This window comes from Amycolatopsis roodepoortensis (assembly GCF_014873915.1).
In the GTDB taxonomy this organism is placed as follows: Bacteria; Actinomycetota; Actinomycetes; order Mycobacteriales; family Pseudonocardiaceae; genus Amycolatopsis; species Amycolatopsis roodepoortensis.
Map to the genome: position 1 here is coordinate 262,864 of NZ_JADBEJ010000008.1, position 26,642 is coordinate 289,505.

At 67.6% G+C, this 26,642-nt stretch carries 25 protein-coding genes; 14 read left to right on the forward strand and 11 right to left on the reverse strand.

Annotated features, from left to right (window positions below):
* Positions 1 to 30 precede the first annotated feature (30 nt).
* The 5 genes from sigM (at position 31) to H4W30_RS38835 (ending at position 4,449) form a co-directional block, all read left to right on the forward strand.
* Positions 31 to 690: an RNA polymerase sigma factor SigM gene (gene sigM / locus H4W30_RS38815; protein WP_126734747.1), complete on the forward strand. Its 660-nt coding sequence runs from the start codon at positions 31 to 33 to the stop codon at positions 688 to 690.
* On the forward strand, positions 687 to 1,472 hold the full coding sequence (locus H4W30_RS38820) for a hypothetical protein (protein ID WP_192747295.1): 786 nt from the start codon (positions 687 to 689) through the stop codon (positions 1,470 to 1,472). Before sigM ends, H4W30_RS38820 begins: the two co-directional genes overlap by 4 nt.
* Positions 1,473 to 1,687: 215 nt before the next feature.
* Positions 1,688 to 2,683, forward strand: a complete 996-nt coding sequence (gene trxB / locus H4W30_RS38825; RefSeq protein ID WP_192747296.1) for a thioredoxin-disulfide reductase — start codon at positions 1,688 to 1,690, stop codon at positions 2,681 to 2,683.
* A 42-nt stretch (positions 2,684 to 2,725) separates the two neighbouring features.
* A complete protein-coding gene (trxA, locus tag H4W30_RS38830; RefSeq protein WP_101611569.1) occupies positions 2,726 to 3,049 on the forward strand; it encodes a thioredoxin in 324 nt (107 codons plus the stop codon).
* Positions 3,050 to 3,300: 251 nt separating this feature from the next.
* Positions 3,301 to 4,449: an N-acetylmuramoyl-L-alanine amidase gene (locus H4W30_RS38835; protein ID WP_007032252.1), complete on the forward strand. Its 1,149-nt coding sequence runs from the start codon at positions 3,301 to 3,303 to the stop codon at positions 4,447 to 4,449.
* Positions 4,450 to 4,737: 288 nt separating this feature from the next.
* Here the strand turns inward: H4W30_RS38835 and H4W30_RS38840 are convergent, their stop codons facing one another.
* Positions 4,738 to 5,382, reverse strand: a complete 645-nt coding sequence (locus tag H4W30_RS38840; RefSeq protein WP_125679353.1) for a GNAT family N-acetyltransferase — start codon at positions 5,380 to 5,382, stop codon at positions 4,738 to 4,740.
* A 196-nt stretch (positions 5,383 to 5,578) separates the two neighbouring features.
* On the opposite strand from H4W30_RS38840, the gene H4W30_RS38845 reads away from it, so the two are divergent.
* Positions 5,579 to 6,898, forward strand: coding sequence for an aminotransferase-like domain-containing protein (locus H4W30_RS38845; protein WP_192747297.1), 1,320 nt, complete (start codon positions 5,579 to 5,581; stop codon positions 6,896 to 6,898).
* 36 nt (positions 6,899 to 6,934) lie between these two features.
* The gene (locus H4W30_RS38850; RefSeq protein ID WP_192747298.1) at positions 6,935 to 7,885 is read left to right on the forward strand and encodes a D-alanine--D-alanine ligase family protein; all 951 of its coding nucleotides are present in this window, start codon (positions 6,935 to 6,937) and stop codon (positions 7,883 to 7,885) included.
* Between the two features lie 49 nt (positions 7,886 to 7,934).
* On the opposite strand, the gene H4W30_RS38855 is transcribed toward H4W30_RS38850, so the two are convergent.
* The 10 genes from H4W30_RS38855 to rpmH all read right to left on the reverse strand — a co-directional run bounded on the left by H4W30_RS38855 (position 7,935) and on the right by rpmH (position 14,524).
* On the reverse strand, positions 7,935 to 8,321 hold the full coding sequence (locus H4W30_RS38855) for a hypothetical protein (RefSeq protein ID WP_192747299.1): 387 nt from the start codon (positions 8,319 to 8,321) through the stop codon (positions 7,935 to 7,937).
* Positions 8,318 to 8,749 carry an HAD hydrolase-like protein gene (locus H4W30_RS38860; protein ID WP_192747300.1) on the reverse strand — a complete coding sequence of 144 codons (432 nt, stop codon included), beginning with the start codon at positions 8,747 to 8,749 and terminating at the stop codon, positions 8,318 to 8,320. The genes H4W30_RS38855 and H4W30_RS38860 overlap by 4 nt, the downstream gene beginning before the upstream one ends.
* Positions 8,750 to 8,938: 189 nt before the next feature.
* Entirely contained in the window at positions 8,939 to 9,955 is a 1,017-nt protein-coding gene (locus H4W30_RS38865) for a ParB/RepB/Spo0J family partition protein (RefSeq protein ID WP_192747301.1), read from the reverse strand.
* Positions 9,952 to 10,881: a ParA family protein gene (locus H4W30_RS38870; protein WP_016338354.1), complete on the reverse strand. Its 930-nt coding sequence runs from the start codon at positions 10,879 to 10,881 to the stop codon at positions 9,952 to 9,954. The genes H4W30_RS38865 and H4W30_RS38870 overlap by 4 nt, the downstream gene beginning before the upstream one ends.
* 64 nt (positions 10,882 to 10,945) lie before the next feature.
* Positions 10,946 to 11,623, reverse strand: a complete 678-nt coding sequence (gene rsmG, locus H4W30_RS38875; protein WP_192747302.1) for a 16S rRNA (guanine(527)-N(7))-methyltransferase RsmG — start codon at positions 11,621 to 11,623, stop codon at positions 10,946 to 10,948.
* Between the two features lie 335 nt (positions 11,624 to 11,958).
* Entirely contained in the window at positions 11,959 to 12,516 is a 558-nt protein-coding gene (locus H4W30_RS38880; protein ID WP_192747303.1) for a Jag family protein, read from the reverse strand.
* A 30-nt stretch (positions 12,517 to 12,546) separates the two neighbouring features.
* Positions 12,547 to 13,650, reverse strand: coding sequence for a membrane protein insertase YidC (gene yidC, locus H4W30_RS38885; RefSeq protein WP_192747304.1), 1,104 nt, complete (start codon positions 13,648 to 13,650; stop codon positions 12,547 to 12,549).
* Positions 13,651 to 13,654: 4 nt separating this feature from the next.
* Positions 13,655 to 13,960 (reverse strand): membrane protein insertion efficiency factor YidD, encoded by a 306-nt coding sequence (gene yidD, locus H4W30_RS38890; protein ID WP_016338357.1) that lies wholly within the window; start codon positions 13,958 to 13,960, stop codon positions 13,655 to 13,657.
* A 4-nt stretch (positions 13,961 to 13,964) separates the two neighbouring features.
* Complete coding sequence (gene rnpA / locus H4W30_RS38895; RefSeq protein WP_126734759.1) at positions 13,965 to 14,357, reverse strand: ribonuclease P protein component; 393 nt, start codon at positions 14,355 to 14,357, stop codon at positions 13,965 to 13,967.
* Positions 14,358 to 14,380: 23 nt separating this feature from the next.
* Positions 14,381 to 14,524, reverse strand: a complete 144-nt coding sequence (rpmH, locus tag H4W30_RS38900) for a 50S ribosomal protein L34 (RefSeq protein ID WP_005154511.1) — start codon at positions 14,522 to 14,524, stop codon at positions 14,381 to 14,383.
* A 603-nt stretch (positions 14,525 to 15,127) separates the two neighbouring features.
* Between rpmH and dnaA the strand changes: the two genes are divergently transcribed.
* The 7 genes from dnaA (at position 15,128) to gyrA (ending at position 26,629) form a co-directional block, all read left to right on the forward strand.
* Positions 15,128 to 16,762 (forward strand): chromosomal replication initiator protein DnaA, encoded by a 1,635-nt coding sequence (gene dnaA, locus H4W30_RS38905; RefSeq protein WP_126734760.1) that lies wholly within the window; start codon positions 15,128 to 15,130, stop codon positions 16,760 to 16,762.
* Between the two features lie 1,124 nt (positions 16,763 to 17,886).
* Positions 17,887 to 19,020: a DNA polymerase III subunit beta gene (gene dnaN, locus H4W30_RS38910; protein ID WP_016330460.1), complete on the forward strand. Its 1,134-nt coding sequence runs from the start codon at positions 17,887 to 17,889 to the stop codon at positions 19,018 to 19,020.
* Positions 19,021 to 19,057: 37 nt separating this feature from the next.
* Entirely contained in the window at positions 19,058 to 19,948 is an 891-nt protein-coding gene (gene gnd / locus H4W30_RS38915) for a phosphogluconate dehydrogenase (NAD(+)-dependent, decarboxylating) (RefSeq protein ID WP_192747305.1), read from the forward strand.
* A 9-nt stretch (positions 19,949 to 19,957) separates the two neighbouring features.
* Positions 19,958 to 21,112 carry a DNA replication/repair protein RecF gene (recF, locus tag H4W30_RS38920; RefSeq protein ID WP_192747306.1) on the forward strand — a complete coding sequence of 385 codons (1,155 nt, stop codon included), beginning with the start codon at positions 19,958 to 19,960 and terminating at the stop codon, positions 21,110 to 21,112.
* Between the two features lie 275 nt (positions 21,113 to 21,387).
* Positions 21,388 to 21,879, forward strand: coding sequence for a DciA family protein (locus tag H4W30_RS38925; protein ID WP_192747980.1), 492 nt, complete (start codon positions 21,388 to 21,390; stop codon positions 21,877 to 21,879).
* Between the two features lie 205 nt (positions 21,880 to 22,084).
* On the forward strand, positions 22,085 to 24,052 hold the full coding sequence (gene gyrB / locus H4W30_RS38930) for a DNA topoisomerase (ATP-hydrolyzing) subunit B (protein WP_125686353.1): 1,968 nt from the start codon (positions 22,085 to 22,087) through the stop codon (positions 24,050 to 24,052).
* Between the two features lie 51 nt (positions 24,053 to 24,103).
* A complete protein-coding gene (gene gyrA / locus H4W30_RS38935; protein ID WP_192747307.1) occupies positions 24,104 to 26,629 on the forward strand; it encodes a DNA gyrase subunit A in 2,526 nt (841 codons plus the stop codon).
* Positions 26,630 to 26,642 lie beyond the last annotated feature (13 nt).

A 26,642-nucleotide genomic window follows, 5' to 3' on the forward strand; every position in this document is an offset into this window, starting at 1 on the left:
GACGGACACCGGGTCAGTAGGCTCTCCCGGGTGACAGCTGCAGCTCCCACGGACGCGGATCTCATAGCGGCGCATGCCGCCGGAGACCCGCACGCGTTCAGTGAACTGGTCCAGCGACATCGAGACCGCATGTGGGCGGTAGCCCTGCGCACCTTGCGGGATCCGGAAGAAGCCGCGGACGCCCTGCAGGACGCCTTCATCTCCGCGTTCCGAGCAGCGGGCAACTTCAGAGCGGAATCGCAGGTCACGACGTGGTTGCACCGTATCGTCGTGAACGCGTGCCTCGACCGCATCCGGCGGGGCAAGGCAAGGCCGACCGTCCCGCTGCCCGAGACCGGGCAGTTCAACGAGCCCGCCTCGCCGCGTGACTCGATGTCGGAACGAGAGACGAGCCTGGTCGTCAAGGAAGCCCTCGACCAGCTCCCCGAAGACCAGCGTGCCCCGATCGTGTTGGTCGACGTAGAGGGATACTCCGTCGCCGAGACGGCGAAGATGCTCGGTATCGCCGAGGGCACGGTCAAGAGCCGATGTGCCCGAGGTCGCGGAAAGCTCGCGAAGGTTCTCGGACATCTACGGAACCCCGATGCGATTGCGAACGTCCCAACTCACGAAAGCAAACGAGAGCGCGCTACCCCGCAACGGGGTGCCAGGCGTCCTCAGGGCACGCCGGGTGACGGGGAGGGACGATGACAGACGAGAGCAGGGGGATCGGTGGGACCGTCGGTCCGCCGTGGTCTGTCGATGTGCTCGCCGACCTGCACGCAGGTGTGCTGGACGAGCGAGAAGCGGCCGAGCTGTGGCCGCGGGTGAACGCCGACCCCGAAGCACTGGCGATCATCGAAGCACTCGAAGCGACCACGGCCGACCTCGCGGAACTCGCGAACGAGCCGGTCGCGCCGATGCCGGCGGAGTACGCGGCACGGATCGACGCCGCGCTGGCCGCCGAAATGCGGGCGACGCCTGCGTTTCAAGGCGCATCTGAACGGCCGCAGGAGCAGGTCGCCCCGGTGGTGGACCTCGCGGCCGCACGGCGGCGGCGGAACAAGCGGATCGGCTGGGGCGCCGGGATAGCGACCGTGGCGGCGGCGGCCATCGCCGCCGTGGCGATCGTCGTCCCGACCACGAGGGAGCCGGATTCGGGCGGTATTGCGCAGCCCGCGCCATCGGCTTCCGGACCTTCGGTCGGCGGAGACGGCGGCGGGGCCGAAGCCCTCGTCGGCAAGGCGATCGGCGTCCGCGACTTCGGCTCGCTGAAGACCGAAGAGCGCCTCGACGCCTGCGTCGCCGCCGCCGGAATGGACGCCGACGTGCGGCCGGAGGGCATCCGGCCGGTGAACGTCGCGGGCAAGGACGGCGTGATGGTGATCTACACCACAGGCAAACTCGCCCAGTTCCGCATCGTCGCCTTCGGTGCCGACTGCGGCCCGGGCAACCCGGCGGTCCTCTTCGACAAAATCATCGGAGCGAAGTAACCGCCCGAGACCTCACTGGTCCCTCGCTCCCCACCAGCCCCATTTCGGGGGGAGCGAGGGACCTTTGCTACCGCGCTAGCTTTCCTAGCGGCGCTAGAGGTCGGATCTCCGCCGAGGCGCAGGGCAGGAGAAAGTAGCGCCGGTCACCACGGGAACACCGGCCCTTACGATCGTGTTGAGCCTGGTGAACAGGTCACTACGAGCGGAGGTCACGGGTGGCTGCCGAGGAGATCAGGAACCTGATCATTGTGGGATCGGGTCCTGCGGGTTACACCGCCGCTGTCTACGCGGCACGAGCGCAGCTCGAACCGCTGGTGTTCGAGGGCACTCAGTTCGGCGGTGCGCTGATGACGACGACGGAGGTCGAGAACTTCCCCGGCTTCCGCGAAGGCATCCAGGGGCCCGACCTCATGGAAGAGATGCGCGAGCAGGCCAAGCGGTTCGGCGCCGACCTGCGCCAGGAGGACGTCGAGTCCGTCGAGCTGACCGGTGACGTCAAGTACGTCGTCGCGAACGGCAAGCGCTACGCGGCCCGCGCGGTCGTGCTCTCGATGGGCGCCGCGGCCCGCTATCTGAACGTGCCCGGCGAGCAGGAGCTGCTCGGCCGCGGTGTTTCGGCCTGTGCCACCTGCGACGGTTTCTTCTTCCGCGACCACGACATCGTGGTCGCCGGCGGCGGCGACTCGGCGATGGAGGAGGCGACCTTCCTGACGAAGTTCGCCAAGTCCGTCACGATCGTCCACCGCCGCGAGGAGTTCCGCGCCTCCAAGATCATGCTGGAGCGCGCCCGCGAGAACGAGAAGATCAAGTGGGCGCTCAACAAGCAGATCACCGAAGTCGAGGGTGAGGGCAAGGTCGAGGGCCTGAAGCTCAAGGACACGGTCACCGGCGAGGAGTCCAAGCTGGACGTGACCGGGTTCTTCGTCGCGATCGGTCACGACCCGCGCAGCGAGCTGGTGCGCGGCCAGGTGGACCTCGACGAGGACGGTTACGTGCTCACGAAGGGCCGCACCTCGTACACGAACCTTCCCGGCGTTTTCGCCGCGGGCGACCTGGTCGACCGCACGTACCGGCAGGCGATCACCGCCGCGGGTTCGGGCTGCGCCGCGGCGATCGACGCGGAACGATGGCTGGCGGAGCACGCCGGTGTCGAGGCCGCCCAGGAGACCCCTGAGCTGGTCGGTGGCGGCTACGGCGCCACCACCAACTGACTTTCCCATCACCGGAGTTTCACCACCCCAGAAGGAGACACCATGGCCAACACCGTGACGGTGACCGACAAGACGTTCGTCGACGACGTGCTGACGAGCGAGAAGCCCGTCCTGGTCGACTTCTGGGCGACCTGGTGCGGTCCGTGCAAGATGGTCGCCCCGGTGCTCGAGGAGATCGCGGCGGAGAACGGCGAAAAGCTGACCGTCGCGAAGCTCGACATCGACGCCAACCCGAACACTGCGCGTGACTACCAGGTGATGTCGATCCCGACGCTGATCCTGTTCCAGGGCGGCAAGCCCGTGAAGCAGATCGTCGGCGCCAAGCCGAAGGCCGCGCTGCTGTCGGACCTCGCCGACGTCCTCTGATCTCGCGTTTCACCTGCCGAAACCCGGGGCCTGCCCAGGCTCCGGGTTTCGTCGTCACGGGGAATGGGTAGATTTCTCCGTTACGGGAACGCCTGGACGAGTTCCACGAACGGGCACTTGACGCACCGACCGGGCCTCCGCGCTCACCGAGAGTTCACAGGGCACAATAGAGCACCGGGGTTCGCCCCGCAGGGTTTTCATAGTCGTGCATCGAGCTCGATCGGTGCCCCAAAGGGAAGAGCGAGGAGTGCATGCGGGTACTCCGCCGCGGTGACGCCGGACCGGACGTCGCCGAGATCAGGTCCACGCTGGCGGCGATGGAGCTGCTCCCGCCGGTGACCGAATCCGGGGAGTACGAGGTCTTCGACACGGCGATGGAACATGCCGTGCGGGCGTTCCAGCAGCGCCGTGGGCTCATCACCGACGGTCTGGTGGGTCCGGCCACCTATCAGGCGCTTCGCGGCGCCGGCTTCCATCTCGGCAGCCGGCCGCTGACCTACATGTTCTCCGCGCCCATGCAGGGCGACGACGTTTTCGCGCTCCAGGAGCGGCTGACCGAGCTCGGCTTCGACGCCGGCCGCCCGGACGGGCACTTCGGTCCCCAGACCGAGCGCGCGCTCAAGACCTTCCAGCGCGACATGCGCCTGGTCGCCGACGGTATGTGCGGCCCGGCCACCATCCGTGAGCTGCACCGGCTCTCTTCGCCGCGCGCCCGCGGCGGCCGCCCCGTCTTCCTGCGCGAGCAGGAGCAGGTGCGGCAGGCGGGCCCCCGGCTGCGCGGCAAGCGCATCGTGATCGACCCGGGGCACGGCGGCGAGGACCTCGGGGTCGTGGCCGGCGGCCTGCGTGAGGCGGACATCGCCTGGGATCTGGCGCGGCGGCTCGAAGGCCGGATGCAGGCCACGGGCATGGAGGCGCTGATCTCGCGCGGCCCGAACCAGAGCCCGAGCGAGGGCGACAGGGCGAAGTTCGCGAACGAGGCGGGCGCCGACCTGTTCCTTTCGCTGCACAACGACAAGAACCCCTCGCCCAAGGCGCAGGGGGTCGCGAGCTTCCACTTCGGCACCGGCAACGGCACCACGTCGACCGTCGGTGAGCTGCTGGCGGGCTTCATCCAGCGCGAGCTGGCCGCCCGCACCGGCATGCTCGACTGCCGCACGCACTACAAGACCTGGGAGATCTTCACCCGCACCCGCTGCCCGGCGGTGCGGATCGAGATCGGCTACCTGACCAACCCGGAGGACAGCCGCAAACTGGCGGACCCGGCTTTCCGCGACGTCGTCGCCGAAGGCATCCTGGTCGCCGTGAAGCGCCTGTACCTCCTCGGCGAAGGGGACCAGCCGACCGGCACGTTCACCTTCGCGGACGTGCTGGCCCACGAGCTCGCCAAAGCGGAGTAGCCAGTCCTCCACAGCCGCACGCGGGCGCACACCTCACTGTCGATGCCCTCGGCACAACCGGTTGTGTGCCCCCTCGCCCGAGCACGCCACCCCTAGCTCCACCCCGGCGCGCAGCCCCCGCCCTTCCCGGGGGGCGTCCCCAGGTCCAGCCTACCCATCCACAGATTTTCCACCGCTCCTATCAGCGATCTGTGGATAACTCGGCGGGTTACCCACAGCTGTCCCCAGGCCGGGGGATGGCTGCTGCGCGCGCTCTGGAACTCTGCTAAAGCGGGGGACGAAAGAAGGTCAGGCGCGGCCCATGCTCGGCTCGGCCGTCGTGATGGAGACCTGGCCGAGCAGCCGCTCGAGGGCCGCCTCCACGTCTTCCTTCCATGAGATCGCCGATCGCAGTTCCAGTCGCAGCCGCGGCCACCGCGGATGCGGCCGCACGGTCTTGAACCCGACGCTCTGCAGGAACGCGGCGGGCAGGACACAACTGTGCCCGCCGTCCGGATCGGTCTCGTCGGGCTTGGCGTCCCCGAACGCTTCGATCGCGCGGACACCGCGTTTGGTGAGGTCCTTGGCGACGGCCTGCACCAGCATCCGGCCGAGGCCGCCGCCCTGGAATTCGGGAAGCACCTGGAAGGCGGTCAGCAGGACCGCGTCGGGACCAGGGGGCGAAGTCGGGAAGGCCAGCGAGCGCGGCACGGCGTTCGGCGGCGCGTAGAGCACGAAACCGACGGGCAGGGTGTCGCTGTAGACGATCCGGCCGCAGGAACCCCACTCCAGCAGCACGCTGGAGACCCAGGCTTCCTTCTCGACCTCTGTCGCGCCGTATTCCTCCGCCTGCGCCTTCATATGCGGCGCCAGCTCCCAGTACACGCAGCGGCGGCAGCTCTTGGGCAGGTGTTCGAGGTTGTCCAGGGTTACGCCCACGACGCGACGCGACACAGACAAACCTCCCTGAATGAAGATCACCCGACGCGGCCTTGTCCCGAGCAGGGCTCACCGAAGGGGTCCGGTCCCGAGGATAGGCCGATGTGATGAACACCGAAAGGCCAGGGCCCCTCAAGGGAGGGTGGTTACACTCGATGGAACTACCAGTCGGTAGCGACTATGTCCACTTCGAAGCCGGGTGAAGCGCCTGATGACCGAGAACCGCCCTGTCCGGCCGGAACCCGGCCGACACAACCTCGACCCTCATCTCGACCGCTACGCCGCGCGTACGGCCGGGATGACTGCTTCCGAGATCAGGGCCTTGTTCGCGGTGGCCAGTCGCCCCGAGGTGGTGTCGCTCGCCGGCGGGATGCCGAACCTCGCGGCGCTCCCGTTGGACACGCTGTCCGCGCAGGTCGGCGAGCTCATCGCCAAGGAAGGCCTGGTCGCGCTCCAGTACGGTTCCGCGCACGGCGTCCCGGCGCTGCGCGAGCAGATCTGCGAAATCATGGCGCTCGAAGGCATCAAGGCCCACCCGGACGACGTCGTCGTGACGGTCGGCTCCCAGATGGGGCTCGACATGGTCACCCGGCTGTTCTGCGATCCGGGTGACGTCATCATCGCCGAGGGCCCGTCGTACGTCGGCGCGCTCGGCTCGTTCGCCGCGTACCAGGCGGACGTCGTCCACGTCGCGATGGACGACCACGGCCTGGTCCCCGAAGGGCTCCGTGCCGCGCTCGCGGAAACGCGGAAAGCGGGCCGCCGGGTCAAATTCCTCTACACGATCCCGAACTTCCACAACCCCGGCGGCGTCACGCTGGCCGTCGAGCGGCGCGCGGAGATCGTGGAGATCTGCCGCGAGAACGACATCCTCATCGTCGAGGACAACCCGTACGGGCTGCTCGGCTTCAGCGGGCAGACGTATCCCGCGCTCCGCTCGATCGACCCCGACAACGTCGTTTACCTGGGCTCTTTCTCGAAGACCTTCGCTTCAGGCCTGCGGGTCGGCTGGGTGCTCGCGCCGCACGCCGTCCGGGAGAAACTCGTGCTCGCGGCCGAGTCCGCGACGCTTTGTCCGCCGACGCTTAACCAGTTGATCGTGTCGCGATACCTCGCGACGCACGACTGGATGGGTCAGATCAAGACGTTCCGCGAGAACTACCGGGAGCGCCGGGACGCGATCCTGTCCGCGCTCGATCAGCACATGCCGGCCGGCTGCAGCTGGACCAAACCCGATGGCGGTTTCTACGTCTGGATGACCGTGCCCGAAGGCGTGGACACGAAGGCGATGTTGCCGAGGGCGGTCACGGCCCGCGTCGCATACGCCTCCGGAACCGGTTTCTACGCCGACGGTTTCGGCAGCAGACAGCTCCGGCTTTCCTACTGTTACCCGACGCCCGAGCGGATCCGCGAAGGCGTCCGGCGGCTCGCCGCGGTGCTCGAGTCCGAAATGGACTTGGCGCGTACCTTCGGTAACGTGAGCCCACGCTCGATCTCGGGGCCGCAGAACCCCTCTCCGGACACGGTCTGATCGGCCGGACGTCCCCAAGCACAAAAGGAGTCCTCGGTGGTCGACCGCACCGTTGCCGTACTCGCAGGCGGACTTTCCCACGAACGCGATGTCTCTCTCCGCTCCGGGCGCCGGCTCTCGGTCGCGTTGCGGGCCGAAGGTCTCATCGTCGAGGAGTGGGACACCGACGCGGGGCTGCTCGAACGCCTTCGCACCCAGCGCCCGGACGCGGCCATCGTCGCCCTTCACGGTGGTGAAGGGGAAAATGGCGCGGTGCAGACGGTGCTGGAGATGCTCGACGTGCCCTACGTCGGCACCAGTTCGCAGGGCTGCCGGCGCGCGTGGGACAAGCCGACGGCCAAGGCGCTCGTCGCCGACGCGGGCTTCACCACGCCGGACTGGGTCGTGCTGCCGCACAGCACCTTCCGTGAACTCGGCGCGCAGGCCGTGCTCGACTCGATGGTCGACACGCTGGGTCTGCCCATGATCCTCAAGCCGGACCAGGGCGGTTCGGCGCTGGGCGCCCAGGTGGTCAAGGAAGCCGCCGAAATGCCCGGCGCGATGGTCGGCTGCTTCGCTTACGGCGACACGGTTCTCGCGGAGAAGTTCGTATCCGGCGTTGAGGTGGCCGTGACGGTCATCGAAGGCGAAGAAGGCCCCGAGGCCCTGCCCGCGGTCGAAATCGTGCCTGAGAGCGGCGTGTACGACTACAAAGCCCGCTACACCGCCGGGCTGACCGACTTCTTCACCCCCGCGAGGATTCCTGACGACGCCGCCAAGGCGGTCAGCGAGCTGGCCGTCGCCGTCCACCGGCAACTCGGGCTTCGCGACATCTCCCGCACCGACGCCGTGGTCGGCGAAGACGGCACGGTCTACTTCCTCGCGGTGAACCTGTCGCCGGGCCTGACCGAGACTTCGATCGTCCCGGTGGCGATCGAGGCGTCCGGGGCCACTCTCGGATCGGTCTTCGCCGGCCTCGTCGGACGGGCGATTTCCCGCAAGAGCTGAATCGGATTCACGGAAGGGGACTTGCCCAGCGTGGGCGAGTCCCCTTTTCCTATCGCCGGGCCACGACGACGATCTGGTGCTCGTCCTCGTAGACGATCTGTCCCGGGTTCGCCGACCAGACGGTTTCACACAGAACTTCGTGCGTCTCCAGGATCGACAGATAGCCATCGACTCGCTCGATGAAGACGCGAGCGGTCGCCTTGAACCACGCCGCGGCCCCTGGGTTGACCTCCGCGTCGTAGACGCTCGGATCGGCGTGCGCGGGATTGATGAAGTTCGCGTCGTACCAGTCGTTGTTCGTCCGGCGGAACGCTTCCTGCTCGGCGGTGAGGCGACCGGCGCGAGCGAGCCCGTTGACGAGACCGAAGACCCCGGTGAAGTTCCCTCGTTCATCGCGGGTCGGACTCTGGAAGCGGACGAAGGGGAGGCCGGTCATCGCCGGGGCCATCCACGCACCCACGACAACAGCTCTTCGTCGCGCAGGGAGCCGATCACGACATCGGCGGAGAAGTCCTGACGCTTCGACGCGGGGGGCTCGAACGCCAACGCGTCGACGGGAACGGCCCCAAGCGAAGTACAAGCGGTCGGGTACATCTCCGGATCGGGCTTCGGTGCGGTCACCTCCTCGGCGGCCAGTTTCACGGGAAACATCTCCGAAAGCCCACCGCGAACGAGCGCGGCTTCGAGGAGCGCCCGGTGCGAGTTGCTCGCGACGGCGACCGGGACGGCGGCGGCGGTCAGTTCCACCAACTCACGTGCGCCGGGCATCGCCTCCGCTTTCGCGATGACGACTTCGGTCACCAACCTCAGCAACTCGTCCGCGATCTCCGCGCCGCCCTCGGGTTCGCCGAACGCCTCCGTCATCGCGCCGGCGGCGGGCCGAAGTGCAGACCTCGCCAGGCGAACAGTTCGGTCTCGGCGACGAAGACGACCGCGCCCGGATTTCGACCGCCAAAACGCGTGTTCACACTTGCCCCCAGTTCAAGCACGCACCGTCATCGAACCATCAGCACTCAGCAATCGTCACCGTGACAAAACGACCCGGGGTGATCCCTAATCGGTTTCACGTGTCTGATTTGCCTGATTTTGGTCCATCAGCGCGACGATGCGTTCAAGATCGTCGACCGACCCGAATTCGAGCGTGATCCGCCCCTTGCGCCGCCCCAAGTCGACCTTCACGCGAGTGTCGAACCGGTCCGAAAGCCGGTTCGCCAGTTCCTGAAGACCGGGAGCCTGGATCGGCTTGCGGGGAGCGGGCTTCGGCTTGGCCGGCTTCTCGCTCTTCTTGAGCGTGACGGCTTCCTCGGTCGCGCGAACCGACATGCCTTCCGCGACGATCCGGGCGGCCAGCTCTTCCTGACTGTCGGCGTCCTCGAGGGAGAGCAGCGCCCGCGCGTGGCCCGCCGAAAGCACCCCGGCCGCGACCCGGCGCTGGACCGCGAGGGGGAGTTTGAGCAAGCGGATCGTGTTCGTGATGACCGGCCGGCTGCGCCCGATCCGGCCCGCCAGCTCCTCGTGCGTGACCGCGAATTCGTCGAGCAGTTGCTGATACGCGGCGGCCTCTTCGAGCGGGTTGAGCTGAACGCGGTGGATGTTCTCGAGCAGCGCGTCGCGCAGCATCGCCTCGTCGGCGGTCTGGCGAACGATCGCCGGGATCGCCTCCAGCTCCGCCAGCTGGGAGGCACGCAGGCGCCGCTCGCCCATGACGAGTTCGTACTCGTCGGTGCCGAGCTCCCGGACCACGATGGGCTGCATGAGCCCGAACTCGCGGATCGAGTGCTCCAGCTCGTTGAGCGCGTCCTCGTCGAAGACCTGCCGCGGCTGCTTCGGGTTCGGCTTGATCTGGCTGACCGGCACCTCACGGTAGACCGCGCCGGCGACCGTTCCACCGTGCGAACCGGCCGCGCCGTTGGCCGCGAACCAGCCCTTGTCGTCCGGCCCCGCGGGCTTGCTCGCGGGCGCGGACGGGACGGGGGAGCCGTTCTCGGCGGGTGCCGCCGAACCCGGCGGCGGGCCCGTGGGGATCAGGGCGGCGAGCCCGCGCCCGAGCCCCCCTCTGCGCTCGCTCATGCCGTACCGCTCCTTTCCTTCATCTCCACCCCGCGTTGCGCGATCTCCTTGGCCGCGTCCACGTAACTCATCGCACCCCGGGAACCGGGGTCGTACGCGAGGACCGTCTGCCCGTATCCGGGGGCCTCGGAGACCTTCACGCTGCGCGGGATCACCGTCTTGAGAACAGTGTCCCCGAAGTGGTTCCGGACCTCGTTCGTCACCTGATCGGCCAGCTTCGTCCGGCCGTCGTACATGGTGAGCAGGATCGTGGAGACGCTCAGCTCGCGGTTCAGGTGCGCCTGGACGAGCTCGATGTTGCTCAGCAGCTGACCCAGACCTTCGAGCGCGTAGTACTCGCACTGGATCGGGATCAGCACCTCCTGCGCGGCGACCATCGCGTTGACGGTCAGCAGGCCGAGCGACGGCGGGCAGTCGATGAAGACGTAGTCGACGCCGATCTCGTCGAGGATCTCGGACGACAGCGCCTCCTTGAGCCGCATCTCGCGGGACGCCATGGAGACGAGTTCGATCTCGGCACCGGCGAGGTCGATGGTCGCGGGCACGCAGTAGAGGTTGGGCGACTGCTCGCTCTGAGCCGCGGCCTCGGCGAGCGACACCTCGCCGATCAGCACCTCGTAGATCGACGGCGTGCCGGAGCGGTGGTCGATGTCGAGCGCGGTGCTCGCGTTGCCCTGGGGGTCGAGGTCGATCACGAGCGTCTTGAGCCCGTGGACGGCCAGGGCGGCGGCGAGGTTCACCGTGCTCGTCGTCTTGCCGACGCCGCCCTTCTGGTTGGCGACCGTCAGCACTCGCCGGCGGTTCGGCCGGGGGAGCGCACCCTCCTTGGGATGCAGCACGCTGGCGGCGCGGACGGCTTCTTCGGCGATGGGCGTCCAGCCGAGTTCCTGGCCGGCGCTCGCAGGGTCGGACGGCGGGGGAGTCACCGGTCTCGAGCCTCCTCTGTATTGGACGTGGGAGTCGTTCTGCGTTGTTTCACGTGGAACCGGTCTAGCTACGCCTGCGCGATCGAGACGGTTTCGGGGGCAGACGATGGATCACGACGACCGTGCTCGGAACCTCGAGCACCTTGGTGCCGCACTCGAAGACTTCCGGTTCGCCACCGCCGGCCTTCCGGACGGCGACGCGATCGCGTTCGATTTCCTCTCCAGCGCTCGCTCCTTTGAGGGCGACCAGAGCACCTTCGGGACGCACGAGCGGGAGGCACCAGTTCGCGAGCCGGGCCAACGGAGCGACCGCCCGGGCGGTGACGACATCCGCGCCACCGAGCTCCTCACGTACCTGCCGCTCCTCCGCGCGCCCGCGGACAACGGTGATGGGGAGTTCCAGCTTCTCGGCAACCTCGGCCAGCCAGTCGACCCGGCGGGCCATCGGTTCGAGCAGAACGATATCGAGGTCCGGCCGGCTGATCGCGAGCGGTACACCCGGAAGCCCCGCCCCCGAGCCGACGTCGACCACGCGGGCGCCGTCGGGGATCCGCTCGCCGATCACGGCGGAGTTGAGGACGTGGCGTTCCCACAGCCGGTCGACCTCGCGGGGTCCGATGAGCCCGCGCTCGACACCGTGCCGCTCCAGGAGTTCGACATAGCCGACGGCTTGCTCGACGCGGTCTCCGAATACTTCCGACGCCGCACTCCGTACCGATGCGGCGACCCCGTCCAAGCCCACTCTCTCTCCTCAACCTCGACGCCGTTTCACGTGAAACGCGCTCCACTGATTGTCCATGACGCCGACCGCAATGCGGGGAGACAGACCGAAGTTGTGGACAACTCCACTCGCCTTCCCCAACCGAGGACGGGCACAAGTGTGGTCGAACGGTTTGGTGGCCAACGACGGCGTGCTGCTGAGCCGGACGACCTTCCCCTATGTCTCCGGTTGGGGCGACCAAGACAGTGCCGTGGTGATCGTCGCGTTTCACGTGAAACGCCACGCGTGTAATTCACCCCGGAAACGACGAAGCGGCCCGCCGGATGACCGGCGGGCCGCTTCGTTCGAGTAAACCGTCAGGCGGGGAAGATGACGACCCGACGCTTCGGGTCCTCTCCTTCACTCTCGCTCTTGACCCCGTCGACTGCGGCGACCGCGTCGTGCACGACCTTCCGCTCGAACGGGCTCATCGGCTGCAGCCGGACACGCTCACCGGAGGAGAGCACCGTCTCGGCGGTCGAGCGGCCGAGCTCGCGGAGCTCCTCGCGACGGTCCGCGCGCCAGCCCGCGATGTCCAGCATCAGCCGGCTACGCGAACCGGTCTCCTGCTGCACCGCCAGACGCGTCAGCTCCTGCAGCGCCTCGAGGACGGTGCCGCGAGCGCCGACGAGCTTCTCCAGGTCTTCGCCGCCGTCGATGCTGACGATCGCGCGGCCCGCTTCGACATCGAGGTCGATGTCGCCGTCGTAGTCCAAAAGGTCGAGCAACCGCTCGAGGTAGTCACCGGCGATGTCGCCCTCCTTCACGAGGACGTCGTCGTCGACACCTCCCTTGCGAGTGGTCTCTTCAGCGGCGCCCTCAACCTCGGCCGCGCTGTTCTCCTCGGCGTCGATCGTGTCGATCGTCTCCGCCATTACTGGTCTCCTCTCCGGCCCGGATCGGCGTCAGCGACGCTTCCGGCCCGATTTCTTAGTCGAGTCCGAGATGAGACCGGGCACGTCCGCACCGTTCTCCTTCGAGCCGTTCGTCGACGACTCGGCCGTTCCGTCTTTGGTGTCCTTCTTCTCCGCGGGGGAGGAGTCGGTCTGCGCGAAGCCGTGCGGCGAGCCCGCCTTCTTGACCTGACCGCCGGAGGACTGCTTGTTCCTCTTCTGCTGGACCGGCTTCTGACCGGGGCGCGGCGCGGTCGGCTTCTGGCCGGGCTTCGGACCGAGGTTCGAGCGCTTCTCCTTCTCGGCCGCCTTGCGGGCCTCTTCTTCCTTGTCGATCTTCGTGTAGACGAGGCGCTGCTGCATCAGGGTCCAGCCGTTGTTGGCGAGCCAGTAGATGAGCAGACCGATCGGGAAGAGCGCACCGAAGATGAGGACACCGAGCGGGAAGATGTACATCGTCAGCTTGTTCATCATCGCGGTCTGCGGCGTGGCCGACTCGGGGTTCTGACGCTGGACCGAGTGACGCGCGGTGAGGTGCGTGGCGATGCTGGCGACGATCATCAGCGGGATCGCGACCGGGGCGACGCCCCAGTGGAAGCCGGTCTCCGCGTTGCCACCGCTGACCATGTCGACACCGGTGTAAATGGCGTCACCGAGGTTCGTGCCGAACAGCTTCGCGTGGACGTACGACTCGACGCCGGCCTGATCGAAGAAGTAGTTCTCGGTCTTCGGGCCGCCGTACGGGTTGATCGTGAACATCCGCAGGACGTGGTTCAGACCGATGAAGACCGGGATCTGAAGCAGCATCGGCAGGCAGCTGCCCAGCGGGTTGACGCCGTGCTCCTTCTGGAGCTTCTGCATCTCCATCGCCTGGCGCTGGCGATCGTTCGCGTACTTCTTCTGGATCTTCTTCATTTCCGGCGCGAAGTCCTGCATCTTCTTCATCGACCGGACCTGGTTCACGAACGGCTTGAACATGATGCCGCGGACCGTGAACGTGAGGAAGATGATCGCGAGGACCCAGGAGAACGCGTTCGCCTCGCCGAACACGAACCCGAAGACCTTGTGCCAACACCACAAGATGAAGGACACAGGGTAGTAGATGAAGTCGAGCACTGAGCTACTCCTCGATCGGTGTTTCAGGTCGGCGGTGGCGCCACGAGAACGTCTCGGGTACCGGGTCGCGCCCGGGCATGGTCCACGGGCCACAGCGCAGCAGGCGCCGGACCGCGAGATAAGTGCCGCGGCCGGCGCCGTGCCGGGTCAGTGCCTCGACGGCGTACGCGCTACAGCTCGGGTAGAACCGGCACGCCGGAGGAAGGAAGGGGGAGATCGCCTTGCGGTACAGCTTGATGGGCAGGAGCAGCACCCATGCCACCGGTCCGGGCCTGGCGTCTTCGGTGGTCTCGTTCTCGGTGGCTCGCATGCCGTTACACCGCTGATCCGTTGTCGGGTGGTCGCGTCTGGCGGGACTTCCCGGACAGCCCGAGACGCCGCAACGACGCGTCGAGGTCCGAACCGAGTTCCGCGCTGGACGCGTCCGCGGCCGGAGGTAGTGCCCGTATCACCAACGAGCTGCCCGGCGGCAGTGTTCCGAGCCTGGCGGAAACAAGATGCCTCAACCGCCGGGTGACCCGGTGGCGGACCACCGAGTTCCCCACGGCCTTGCTCACCACAAAACCCGCCCGCGCCGCTTCGGCGGCATCGGGCGGGTCCGTGGTCAACGCATGGACGACGAGGCGGCGCCTGCCTGCCTTGGCCCCACGCCGCATCACGGCACGGAAATCCTCACTGCGCCGCAACCTCGCGGCGGCCGGCAGCACGACGTCCCTCGACGACGGCCGGATCAGGCGGACAGCGCGCCGCGGCCCTTGCGACGACGAGCCGCCAGGATGGCCCGGCCGGCGCGGGTCCGCATGCGCAGCCGGAATCCGTGGACCCGGGCGCGGCGGCGGTTGTTCGGCTGGAAGGTGCGCTTACCCTTGCTCACGACTAACTTCTCCTGTTTCTCGGCCGCCGGGAACGGTTCGACCCGTTCCTGGCGTGTCGTGCTGACGCACGGCAGTCTCTGGTGTCTCCTACCAACGTGTGGCCTCGTCACGTCGAGCGACGACAACGTGGGCACGCGAAACGCCCCCGCTGTATACGGGAGACCTTACGAGGGTACGCACCCACCGCCCGGGCCTGGCAGGCACCCCCTCGACCACGCACCGCGACGGTACGTGGAGAGTGATCACCGACGACGCGAGGGCATCGAATGGCAACACGCCGTACACCGTGAAATGCTTGCGCGCGAGGACGCCTTGTGGCAACGAGCGGGGCTTGTTAGCGTGCCCCTCCCGGGTTTTCGCCGAGGTGGAACGGTGCAGGCACCCGGGTGTCCTTGGGGATGTGGAGGCGTCCCGTCGGCATACGTCGAGCCCGCAGGTGGCGTCACCGCGGGCCGCCGTACATTAGTGCACAGCTGTGGACAACTATGTGGATATTTGCTGTGCGCATGAGCCGATCGGGCCAGGATGACGCTCGACCCGGCGTTTCGGGCCGCTGAGTGATCTCGCCGCAGCGCACCGATGAGGGGAGGGGAGTCAGGCAGGTGTCCGATCACCAGCACAATCTTGGCGTCATCTGGGAACAGGTCGTGCGCGAGCTGTCGGACGGCACCCTCTCCCCGCAGCAGCGCGCCTGGATGCGGGTGACCCGGCCGATCGGCCTGCTCGACGGCACCGCACTGCTCGCCGCCCCCAGCGACTTCGCCAAGGAAGCGATCGAGCGCGCCCTTCGCGGCGCCATCACCGAAGCCCTTTCGCGCCGGCTCGGCCGCGCGGTCTCGCTCGCGGTGAAGGTCGACAGCACCGAGCCCTCGATGCCTCCGCCGCCGCCATCGCCCGGCCCCCGCTACGAACCGACGTCACCCAGCCGGGTGGAAAACGGCTCCGGACCGGTGCCGGGTACTCCTCCGCTGCCCGACGGCGACGGCATGCTGTCCCCGACCAGGCCCCGGCCCGAGCCTCCGAAACCGAGGCCGCCGCGGCAGCAGCCGGTGGACAACAGCCTCAACGATGGCGATGACAGCGATGAAGAAGTCGACGAAGAGGGCGAGGCCCTCGCCGCCGTGACCGAGATCTGGCCGACCTTCTCCGGGCAGCCGATCGCGGGCCAGCCGTACACCGCGCCGGCGCAGCCGCAGACGTCGAAGACGAAGCTGAACGAGAAGTACACGTTCGACACGTTCGTCATCGGCGCGTCGAACCGCTTCGCGCACGCGGCCGCGGTCGCCGTCGCCGAAGCACCGGCGCGCGCGTACAACCCGTTGTTCATCTGGGGAGAATCCGGGCTCGGGAAGACCCACCTGCTGCACGCGGTCGGGCACTACGCCCAGCGGCTGTTCCCCGGTATGCGCGTGCGGTACGTGTCGACCGAAGAGTTCACCAACGACTTCATCAACTCGCTGCGCGACGACCGCAAGGTCGCGTTCCAGCGCCGCTACCGCGACATCGACATCCTGCTCGTCGACGACATCCAGTTCCTGGAAGGCAAAGAAGGTACGCAGGAAGAGTTCTTCCACACCTTCAACACCCTCCACAACGCGAACAAGCAGATCGTCGTCTCCTCCGACCGCCCGCCGAAGCGCCTCGAAACGCTGGAAGACCGGTTGCGCACGCGGTTCGAGTGGGGCCTCATCACCGACATCCAGCCGCCGGAACTCGAAACCCGGATCGCGATCCTTCGCAAGAAGGCCGCACAGGACCGGCTCGCGGTTCCCGGTGAGGTCCTGGAGTTCATCGCTTCGCGCGTCGAGGCGAACATCCGGGAACTCGAAGGCGCGCTCATCCGCGTCACCGCCTTCGCGTCGTTGAACCAGCAGCCCGTCGATGTGGCTCTCGCCGAGATCGTGCTCCGGGACCTCATCCCGGATTCGCACGCGCCGGAGATCACCGCACCGACCATCATGGGCGTCACGTCCGAGTTCTTCGACGTGACCCTCGACGACCTCTGCGGCCCCGGCAAGACGAAGGCGCTCGCGACCGCGCGCCAGATCGCGATGTACCTCTGCCGCGAGCTGACCGACATGTCGTTGCCGAAGATCGGGCAGACCTTCGGTGGCCGCGACCACACGACCGTCATGCACGCGGACAAGAAGATCCGCAAGGAGATGGCCGAACGGCGCCGCATCTACGACCAGGTGCAGGAACTCACTTCACGGATCAAGCAACGCGCCAGGCAGTGATTTTTGATCTCGCACTGGCTGTGTTTGTCTGTCGAGCGCTGACTGTGTTCTCTGTCGAGCGCTGACGAAAAGCGCGCCGAAGGGGCGTCGTTCCGCTTCCACCTCGAGGTGAGCGGGAAGGCGCCCCTTCATCGCGTTTTCGTGGGCCTTCGGCCCAAGGGAGGGCGCTCGACGGTGAAGTCTCCGTCGGGCGCGGGGCGCCCTTGGGGAGACCGTGGGGTCGCCTGAGTATCGGTTACGTTGGCTGACAAGGGTTTCGGGGCTCTCGCCGGTGGGTGGGAGCCCCTTCTTCGTGTCCACATAGGGCCGAAGCGTGTGTAGAGGCGCGTAGGGCGGGTACATGAGGAGAAGCGGCGAAGGGGGTGAAGCAGCCTCGGCGTGCTTCGCGATTTTCCTTGTGTACAAAGGGAATCCACAGGGTGTGGGCAGACTGTGCACAACTCCGGTGGGTTCGGGAGCTGCGGCGACCGGGTTTCCGTCCACATCGCACTCACAGGGAATCCACAGCATTTCCACACCAAGATCCACACCCTGTCCCCAGGTTGCCCACATCTTGTGCACAAGGGTGACGCGAGCTGCACGGATCACTCTCCCGAGCGATTCCGGTCACGAACGCCGCCCACAACCCTGGGGACGAACCGGCGCACAACTGGGGATAACCGTGGGGACAACTGTGGATGACTGTGGACAGATCGAGCGCCGCCCGAATCCATCCACCGACGGCCCGAGCTGTCCACCGTCCGTACACACCCGGAGTCCACAGCCTCCGAGGCGCCCGGACCTGCGCGAACGAGCCTTGTCCACACAATCCACAACGCCTATTACTACTGCTGTCTTTTCTTCTTCTCTAGAAGAGAACAAAACAAAAACAGGCGAAGGACGAATCTGGGGACAGCCGGTGAGCCGTGTCGTCTTGTCGACAAAAGCAAGGGGAGGCCGAGGTGACGCGGACCCCGGGGACGGCCTAACGTGGGTCCCTGCACCTGGTCTGCGTGTCGACGTGCGTTCGCGTCCTCGCTCGGACCGAACACACCTGCGAGGCACCTGGCCATCGCGCTCTCCGGCCGAGGTGACCCGTTGAGCTTTCGAGCCGTCAGGGGCTCGGCTGTCGAAAGGAAGCGCGCATGAAGATCCGCGTCGAGCGTGACGGGCTGGCCGACGCCGTCGCGTGGGTGGCGAGAAGCCTCCCGTCGCGGCCTCCGGTCCCGGTGCTGGGCGGTGTCCTGCTCGATGCGGGATCCGACGGGACGAGTGACGCCCTCACCGTCTCCGGATTCGACTACGAGGTCTCCGCCACGGTCGGCGTCCCGGCCACCATCGCCGACGGCGGCCGTCTCCTGGTCTCCGGCCGCCTGCTGGCCGACATCACCAAGTCGCTGCCCGCGCAGCCGGTCGAGATCTCCGTCGACGGCGCCCGCGCGACCATCACCTGCGGCTCCGCGCGCTTCTCCCTGCCGACCATGCCGGTCGAGGACTACCCGCAGCTCCCGTCCCAGCCCGCCTTCGCCGGTGAACTCACCGGCGACGCGTTCGGCCAGGCCGTCACCCAGGTCGTCGTCGCCGCGGGCAAGGACGACACCCTCCCGATGCTGACCGGGATGCGGCTGGAGATCTCCGGCTCCTCGCTGACCCTGGTCGCCACCGACCGCTTCCGCCTCGCGATGCGCGAGTTCACCTGGGAGCCGGCCGAGGGCCTGTCCGACGCCGCGGTCCTCGTCCCGGCGCGCACGCTCGCCGAGGCCGCGAAGACGCTCGGCGCCAGCGGCTCCAAGATCCGCCTCGCGCTCGCCAGCGGTGAAGGCCTCCTCGGTCTCTCCGGCTCCGGCCGCTACACCACGACCCGCCTCCTCGACGCGGAGTTCCCGCCGTACCGGCAGTTGCTGCCGGCGCAGCACACGTCGCGCGCGGTCATCGAGGTCTCCGCGCTCGCCGAGTCCATCAAGCGTGTTTCGCTGGTCGCCGAGCGTGGCACCCAGGTGCGGCTGGAGTTCAACGACGGTTCGCTGCGGCTTTCCGCCGGTGGCGACGACGAGGGTTCGGCCGAAGAAGAGCTTCAGGTCGACTACGAGGGTGAGCCGGTGACCATCGCGTTCAACCCGGGTTACCTCGTCGACGGGCTCGGCGCGCTGAACGCGAACCGGGCGGAACTGACGTTCACCACCCCGAACCGGCCGGCGCTGATCAAGCCAGCCGACGAGGAGGGCAACGTCGTCCCCGGCTACCTGTACCTCCTGATGCCGGTCCGCCTCCCGGGCTGACCGGCCGCCATTTCTGTTCGCACCAAAGGGGATCTTCATGGCTCAGCTGGGACTCATCGGCCTCGGCAAGATGGGGTTCAACATGCGTGAGCGGCTGCGCGCGGCCGGTCACGAGGTGGTCGGCTACGACCGCAACCCCGACGTCACCGACTCCACCTCACTCGAGGACATGGTGTCCAAACTGGACGGTCCCCGGATCGTCTGGATCATGGTGCCCGCCGGCGAACCCACCCGGCAGACCGTCGCGGAGCTCGGCAACCTGCTGTCCGAGGGCGACCTCGTGATCGACGGCGGCAACTCGAAGTACACCGACGACCGGATCAACGCGGACCTGCTCGCGACGAAGAAGATCGGCTACCTCGACTGCGGGGTTTCCGGTGGCGTGTGGGGCAAGGACAACGGCTACGGCCTGATGGTCGGCGGCGCGGCTTCGGACGTCGAGAAGGCCATGCCGATCTTCGACGCGCTTCGCCCCGAAGGCCCGCGTGACGAAGGCTTCTCGCACGCCGGCGCCGTCGGCTCCGGTCACTACGCGAAGATGATCCACAACGGCATCGAGTACGGCATGATGCAGGCCTTCGCCGAAGGTTTCGAGCTGCTCGAAGCCGCGAAGGTCGTCGAGAACGTGCCCGCGGTGATCAAGGGCTGGCAGCGGGGGACCGTCGTCCGCTCGTGGCTGCTCGACCTGCTCGTCCGCGCGCTCGACGAGGACCCGGAGCTGGACGACCTCGAGGGCTACGTCGAGGATTCCGGCGAAGGCCGGTGGACGCTGGAAGAGGCGATCAACAACGCGGTTCCGGCGCCGGTCATCTCGGCCGCGCTGTTCGCCCGGTTCGCTTCGCGCCAGGAGGATTCCGCCGCCATGCGGGCCGTGGCCGCGCTGCGCAACCAGTTCGGCGGGCACGCCGTCAAGAAAGCCGGCGACTAGGCAGGACGGTTGTACCTCAGACACCTCCAGGTCACCGACTTCCGGTCCTGGCCACAAGCCGATCTCGCGCTCGAACCCGGCCCGACCGTCCTCGTCGGACAGAACGGCCGCGGCAAGACGAACCTCCTGGAGGCGATCGGCTACATCGCGACCCTCGGCTCGCACCGCGTCGCGACCGACGCGCCGTTGGTGCGACACGGGTGCGAACGCGCGCTGATCAGGGTCGCGGTGGTCAACGAGGACCGCGAGCTGACGGTCGAGCTGGAGATCACGCCCGGCAAGGCGAACCGCGCGCGGGTCAACCGCGGCGCGGTCGGCAAGCCCCGCGACGTACTCGGGATCCTGCGCACGGTGCTGTTCTCCCCGGAGGACCTGGCGCTCGTGCGCGGGGATCCCGGGGAGCGCCGCCGCTTCATGGACGAGCTCCTCGTGCTGCGCGCGCCCCGGTACGCCGGGGTCCGCGCCGACTACGAGAAGGTGCTGAAGCAGCGGAACGCCCTGCTCAAGACGGCGGGCAAGCGGCGTACGGGACGCGAAGACCCGTACGCGTTATCGACGCTCGACGTGTGGGACGACCACCTGTCGGTGGCGGGCGCCGCGCTGCTGGCCGCCCGGCTCAACCTGATCGCGGATCTCGCGCCGTACGTGGCCGCCGCGTACATGGGGGTCGCGCCCGACTCCCGCCCGGCGAAGATCGCGTACAAGTCGAGCCTCGGCGAAGCGATGCCGGAGGGTTATGGGGATCCGGACGGCCCTCGCGCCGACCAGACTGTGCTCAAGGATGTGCTGGTCGAGGCACTGAAACGGTCGCGGAACCTGGAGCTCGAACGTGGCGTGAGCATGGTCGGCCCGCACCGGGACGAGCTGGATCTCATCCTCGGCGAAGCGCCGGCCAAGGGCTACGCGAGCCATGGGGAGTCCTGGTCGTTCGCCCTCGCGTTGCGTCTGGGAAGCTACGAGCTCCTGCGTGGCGAGGCCGGGGAACCGGTGCTTCTGCTGGATGATGTGTTCGCCGAGCTGGACCGGCGCCGCCGGGCCCGGCTGGCGGAGGTGGCGGCAGGCGCCGAGCAGGTGCTGGTGACCGCCGCCGTGGACGAGGACGTGCCCGCCGAACTGGCCGGACACCGGTTCCTCGTGGCGGATGGTGAGATCAACCGAGGGTGATCGGCGGGCAGCGGACACCCCGGGTGATCGGCGCCACAGCAGTTGCCCACCGATCTGGGGACAAACCTGTGGACAGTGTGGATAACACCAGGAAAGCGTTATCGCCCCGCGTGACCAAGGGGCCTGATGAGCGGCTTGACACCCCCCACTCGGGCGGTAACCCGGGTGAGGGAGCCCTGTTCGATACGCAGCGTGAACCCACCGCGGTATCGAACGGTGCAACCGATACCGAAAGCAAGGAACCGGCCACTGGGCGTGACCTCGCTCGGGCGGCGCTGGACGCCGCGAAGGCGAAAGCCAAGGCCCGTGGAGTTGAACCGGGCGTCCGCCGCGGCCGTATCACCGGAGGGGGAGCCGGTTCGGCCGGGCAAAGCCCGCGACGTCGTCGCTGGTCAGGGCCGGGTGCCGACGCCCGCGACCCGCAACCGCTCGGCAGGCTCGCCTCCCGGATCGCGGTCGACCGCGGCTGGAACACGCGGCTGGCCAACGGTCAGGTCTTCGGGAGCTGGACGCGGCTTGTGGGTGAAGAGGTCGCCGAACACGCCCAGCCGGTGGCCTTGAAGGACGGCGAGCTGACCGTGCGCGCGAGCTCGACGGCGTGGGCGACGCAGCTTCGCCTGCTCCAGGGGCAGCTGCTGGCGAAGATCGCGAAGGGTGTCGGGCACGGCGTAGTGAAGAAGATGCGGATCCAGGGGCCGACGGCGCCGAGCTGGCGGAAAGGGCCCCGGCACGTGCCGGGACGCGGCCCGCGTGACACGTACGGCTGATCCGAGTTGCGCTTCGGCGGGACTGTGCCACCAGCGCCCCGAGAACGCGCCCAGAGTGCTTCGGATGAGTCAAGACTCTTCTTCGAACGAATTAGCGCGCCTGTGAGCAAATCAGGGGTGTCCTTGCCGCATGTCTGCGAACGCGGCCAAGTACACTGGAGATGAGCGAGCGTCCGCTCGGGCGAGACGAGGAGAATCAACGCCTGTGACCGAGAACAAGAGCGAGTACAACGCGTCGTCGATCACGGTGCTCGAAGGCCTCGAAGCCGTCCGCAAGCGTCCCGGTATGTACATCGGTTCCACCGGTGAACGCGGCCTCCACCACCTCGTCCAGGAGGTGGTCGACAACTCCGTCGACGAGGCGATGGCCGGCTACGCGACCAAGGTCGAGGTTACCTTGCTGGCCGACGGCGGGGTGCGCGTCGTCGACGACGGCCGCGGCATCCCGGTCGACATCCACCCCAAGGAGCAGAAGCCGACCCTGGAGGTCGTGCTCACCGTGCTCCACGCGGGCGGCAAGTTCGACAGCGACTCCTACGCGGTCTCCGGTGGTCTGCACGGCGTCGGTGTCTCCGTGGTGAACGCGCTCTCGACCAAGCTGATCGCCGAAGTCAAACGCGGCGGGCACAGCTGGCGGCAGGTGTACACCGACCAGATCCCCGGCGAGCTGGAGGACCTCGGCCCCGCCGAGGACACCGGCACCACGATCACCTTCTGGGCCGACGGCGACATCTTCGAAACCACGACGTACAACTTCGAGACGATCTCCCGGCGTCTCCAGGAGATGGCCTTCCTCAACAAGGGCCTGACCCTTTCGCTGCGCGACGAGCGCGTCGCCGACGAAGAGACCGAAGCGGACGCTTCCGGCCAGGCGGCACGGGTCAAGGAGAAGACCTACTGCTACCCGGGCGGTCTCGAAGACTTCGTCAAGCACATCAACGGCAGCAAGGACCCGATCCACCAGTCCGTGATCTCCTTCGAGGCCAAGGGCACCGGCCTCGAGGTCGAGGTCGCCATGCAGTGGAACAACGGCTTCACGCCGTCGGTGTACACCTTCGCCAACACGATCAACACGCACGAGGGCGGCACGCACGAAGAGGGCTTCCGCGCCGCGCTCACCCGCGTCGTCAACGCGTACGCGCGCGAGAAGAAGCTGCTCAAGGAGAAGGACGCCAACCTCTCCGGTGACGACGTGCGCGAGGGCCTCGCCGCGATCGTCTCGATCAAGCTCTCCGAGCCGCAGTTCGAAGGCCAGACCAAGACCAAGCTGGGCAACAGCGAGGCCAAGACGTTCGTGCAGCAGACCTCGAACGAATGGCTGGCCGACTGGTTCGAGCGCAACCCCACCGAGGCGAAGACGATCATCAACAAGTCGATCTCCTCGGCGCAGGCGCGGATGGCCGCCCGCAAGGCGCGCGATCTGGTCCGCCGCAAGGGCGCGCTGGAGATCGGCGGGCTGCCCGGCAAGCTCAAGGACTGCCGCTCGACCAACCCGTCGGAATGCGAGCTCTACATCGTCGAGGGTGACTCGGCGGGCGGTTCGGCCAAGGAAGGCCGCGACTCGATGTACCAGGCGATCCTGCCGATTCGGGGCAAGATCATCAACGTCGAGAAGGCCCGGATCGACCGCGTCCTCAAGAACACCGAGGTCCAGTCGCTGATCACCGCGCTCGGCACCGGTATCCACGAAGAGTTCGACATCGAGAAGCTGCGCTACCACAAGATCGTGCTGATGGCCGACGCCGACGTGGACGGCCAGCACATCACCACGCTGCTGCTCACCTTCCTGTTCCGGTTCATGCCCCCGCTGATCGAGCACGGACACGTGTTCCTCTCGCGCCCGCCGCTGTACAAGATCAAGTGGCCGCGGCAGGACCCGGAATACGCGTACTCCGACAGGGAACGCGACGCCGTCATCCAGGCGGGTGTCGAGGCGGGCCGGAAGCTGCCGAAGGACGACGCGATCCAGCGCTACAAGGGTCTCGGCGAGATGAACGCCGAAGAGCTGTGGGAGACCACGATGGACCCGGCGAACCGGCTGCTCGGCCAGGTCACCCTGGACGACGCCGCGCAGGCCGACGACCTGTTCTCCGTCCTGATGGGCGAGGACGTCGAAGCGCGCCGCTCCTTCATCACGCGTAACGCCAAGGACGTGCGCTTCCTCGACGTCTAGCGACGTCCCGCTCTTTTGTCCCCTTAGGACTGCTCCCACGAGAAGGACCTCATGACGGAAACCTTGCCGCCGGCTCCGGACCACGACCGGATCGAGCCGGTCGACATCCAGCAGGAGATGCAGCGCTCCTACATCGACTACGCGATGAGCGTCATCGTGTCGCGGGCGCTGCCGGACGTGCGGGACGGCCTCAAGCCGGTGCACCGCCGCGTGCTGTACTCGATGTTCGACTCCGGCTTCCGCCCCGACCGCGGGTACAACAAGTGCTCCCGCGTCGTCGGCGACGTGATGGGCAACTACCACCCGCACGGTGACTCCGCGATCTACGACGCGCTCGTGCGGCTCGCGCAGCCGTGGTCGCTGCGGTACCCGCTGATCGACGGCCAGGGCAACTTCGGTTCGTCGGGCAACGACCCCGCCGCCGCCATGCGGTACACCGAGTCCCGGCTGGCGCATCTCGCGATGCACATGCTGCAGGACATCGAAGAAGAGACCGTCGACTTCTCCGACAACTACGACGGCCGCACCCAGGAGCCCGACGTCCTGCCGTCGCGGTTCCCGAACCTGCTGGTCAACGGCGGTTCCGGGATCGCGGTCGGGATGGCGACCAACATCCCGCCGCACAACCTGCGCGAGGTCGCCGACGGCGTCAAATGGGCGCTGGAGAACTTCGAGGCCAGCGACGACGAGCTGCTCGCCGCGCTGCTGGTCCGGATCAAGGGCCCGGACTTCCCGACCAAGGCGATGATCCTCGGCAACTCCGGGATCGAGGACGCGTACCGCACCGGCCGCGGCTCCGTGCGCATGCGCGCGGTCGTCGAGGTCGAAGAGGACGCCAAGGGCCGCACGATCCTGGTCGTGTCCGAGCTGCCGTACCAGGTCAACCCGGACAACCTGGTCGAGAACATCGCGAACCTGGTCCGCGACGGCAAGCTCACCGGCATCTCCGACATCGCCGACGAGTCCAACAGCCGCAGCGGGATGCGGATCGTCGTCACGATCAAACGCGACGCGGTCGCGAAGGTCGTGCTGAACAACCTGTTCAAGCACACCCAGCTGCAGCAGAACTTCGGTGTCAACATGCTGGCCCTTGTCGACGGCGTGCCCCGCACGCTGCGGCTGGACCAGATGATCCGGCACTACGTGAAGCATCAGATCGACGTCATCGTCCGCCGGACCCGCTTCCGGCTGCGCAAGGCCGAGGAACGCGCCCACATCCTGCGCGGTCTGGTCAAGGCGCTGGACATGCTCGACGAGGTCATCGCCCTCATCCGGCGCTCGCCCTCGGCCGAAGAGGCCCGGCCCGCCTTGATGAGCCTGCTGGACGTCGACGAGATCCAGGCCACCGCGATCCTCGACATGCAGCTCCGCCGCCTCGCGGCACTGGAGCGGCAGCGGATCATCGACACCCTCGCCGAGATCGAACTCGAGATCGCCGACCTCAAGGACATCCTCGAGAAGCCCGAGCGGCAGCGCGCGATCATCGCCGAGGAACTGCAGGAGATCGTCGACAAGTACGGCGACGACCGGCGCACCAAGATCATCCCGTTCGACGGCGAGGTCTCGGTCGAAGATCTCATCGCGGTCGAGGACGTCGTCGTCACGATCACCCGCACGGGTTACGCCAAGCGAACGAAAACCGATCTGTACCGCTCGCAGAAACGCGGCGGCAAGGGCGTCCAGGGCGCGACCCTCAAACAGGACGACATCGTCCAGCACTTCTTCGTCTGCTCGACGCACGACTGGATCCTGTTCTTCACGAACAAGGGCCGCGTGTACCGGGCCAAGGCCTACGACCTGCCCGAGGCCAACCGCAACGCGCGCGGCCAGCACGTCGCGAACCTGCTCGCCTTCCAGCCCGACGAGCAGATCGCCCAGGTCATCGAGATCCCGAACTACGAGGTCGCCCCGTACCTCGTGCTCGCGACCCGGCGCGGCCTGGTGAAGAAGACCAAGCTGACCGACTTCGACTCCAACCGCGCCGGCGGCCTCATCGCCGTCAACCTGCGCGAAGGCGACGAACTGGTCGGCGCGGTCCTCGCGGCCGCCGAGGACGACCTGCTCCTCGTCTCCGCCGAAGGCCAGTCGATCCGCTTCCACGCCACCGACGAGGCCCTGCGTCCCATGGGCCGCGCGACGTCCGGTGTGCTGGGCATGCGGTTCAACGACGGCGACGAACTGCTCGGCATCAACGTCGTCCAGCCGGACCGGTTCCTCCTCGTCGCCACCGCCGGCGGCTACGCCAAGCGCACGCCGACCGACGACTACCCGGTGCAAGGCCGCGGCGGCAAGGGTGTGCTCACCATTCAGTACGACCAGAAACGTGGCAGGCTGGTGGGCGCGGTCATCGTCGACGCCGAAGACGAGCTGTACGCGATCACCTCCAGCGGCGGGGTGATCCGGACTTCGGCCGGACAGGTGCGCAAGGCAGGCAGGCAGACGAAGGGAGTGCGGCTGATGAATCTCGACGAAGGAACAACTCTTCTCGCGGTCGCACGCAACGCGGACGAGCCCTCGGACGTCGCCACTGCAGGTAGTACTGAAGGAGAAGAAACCCCGGCGTCGGAGCAGGAGTAGACGACGCCCCACG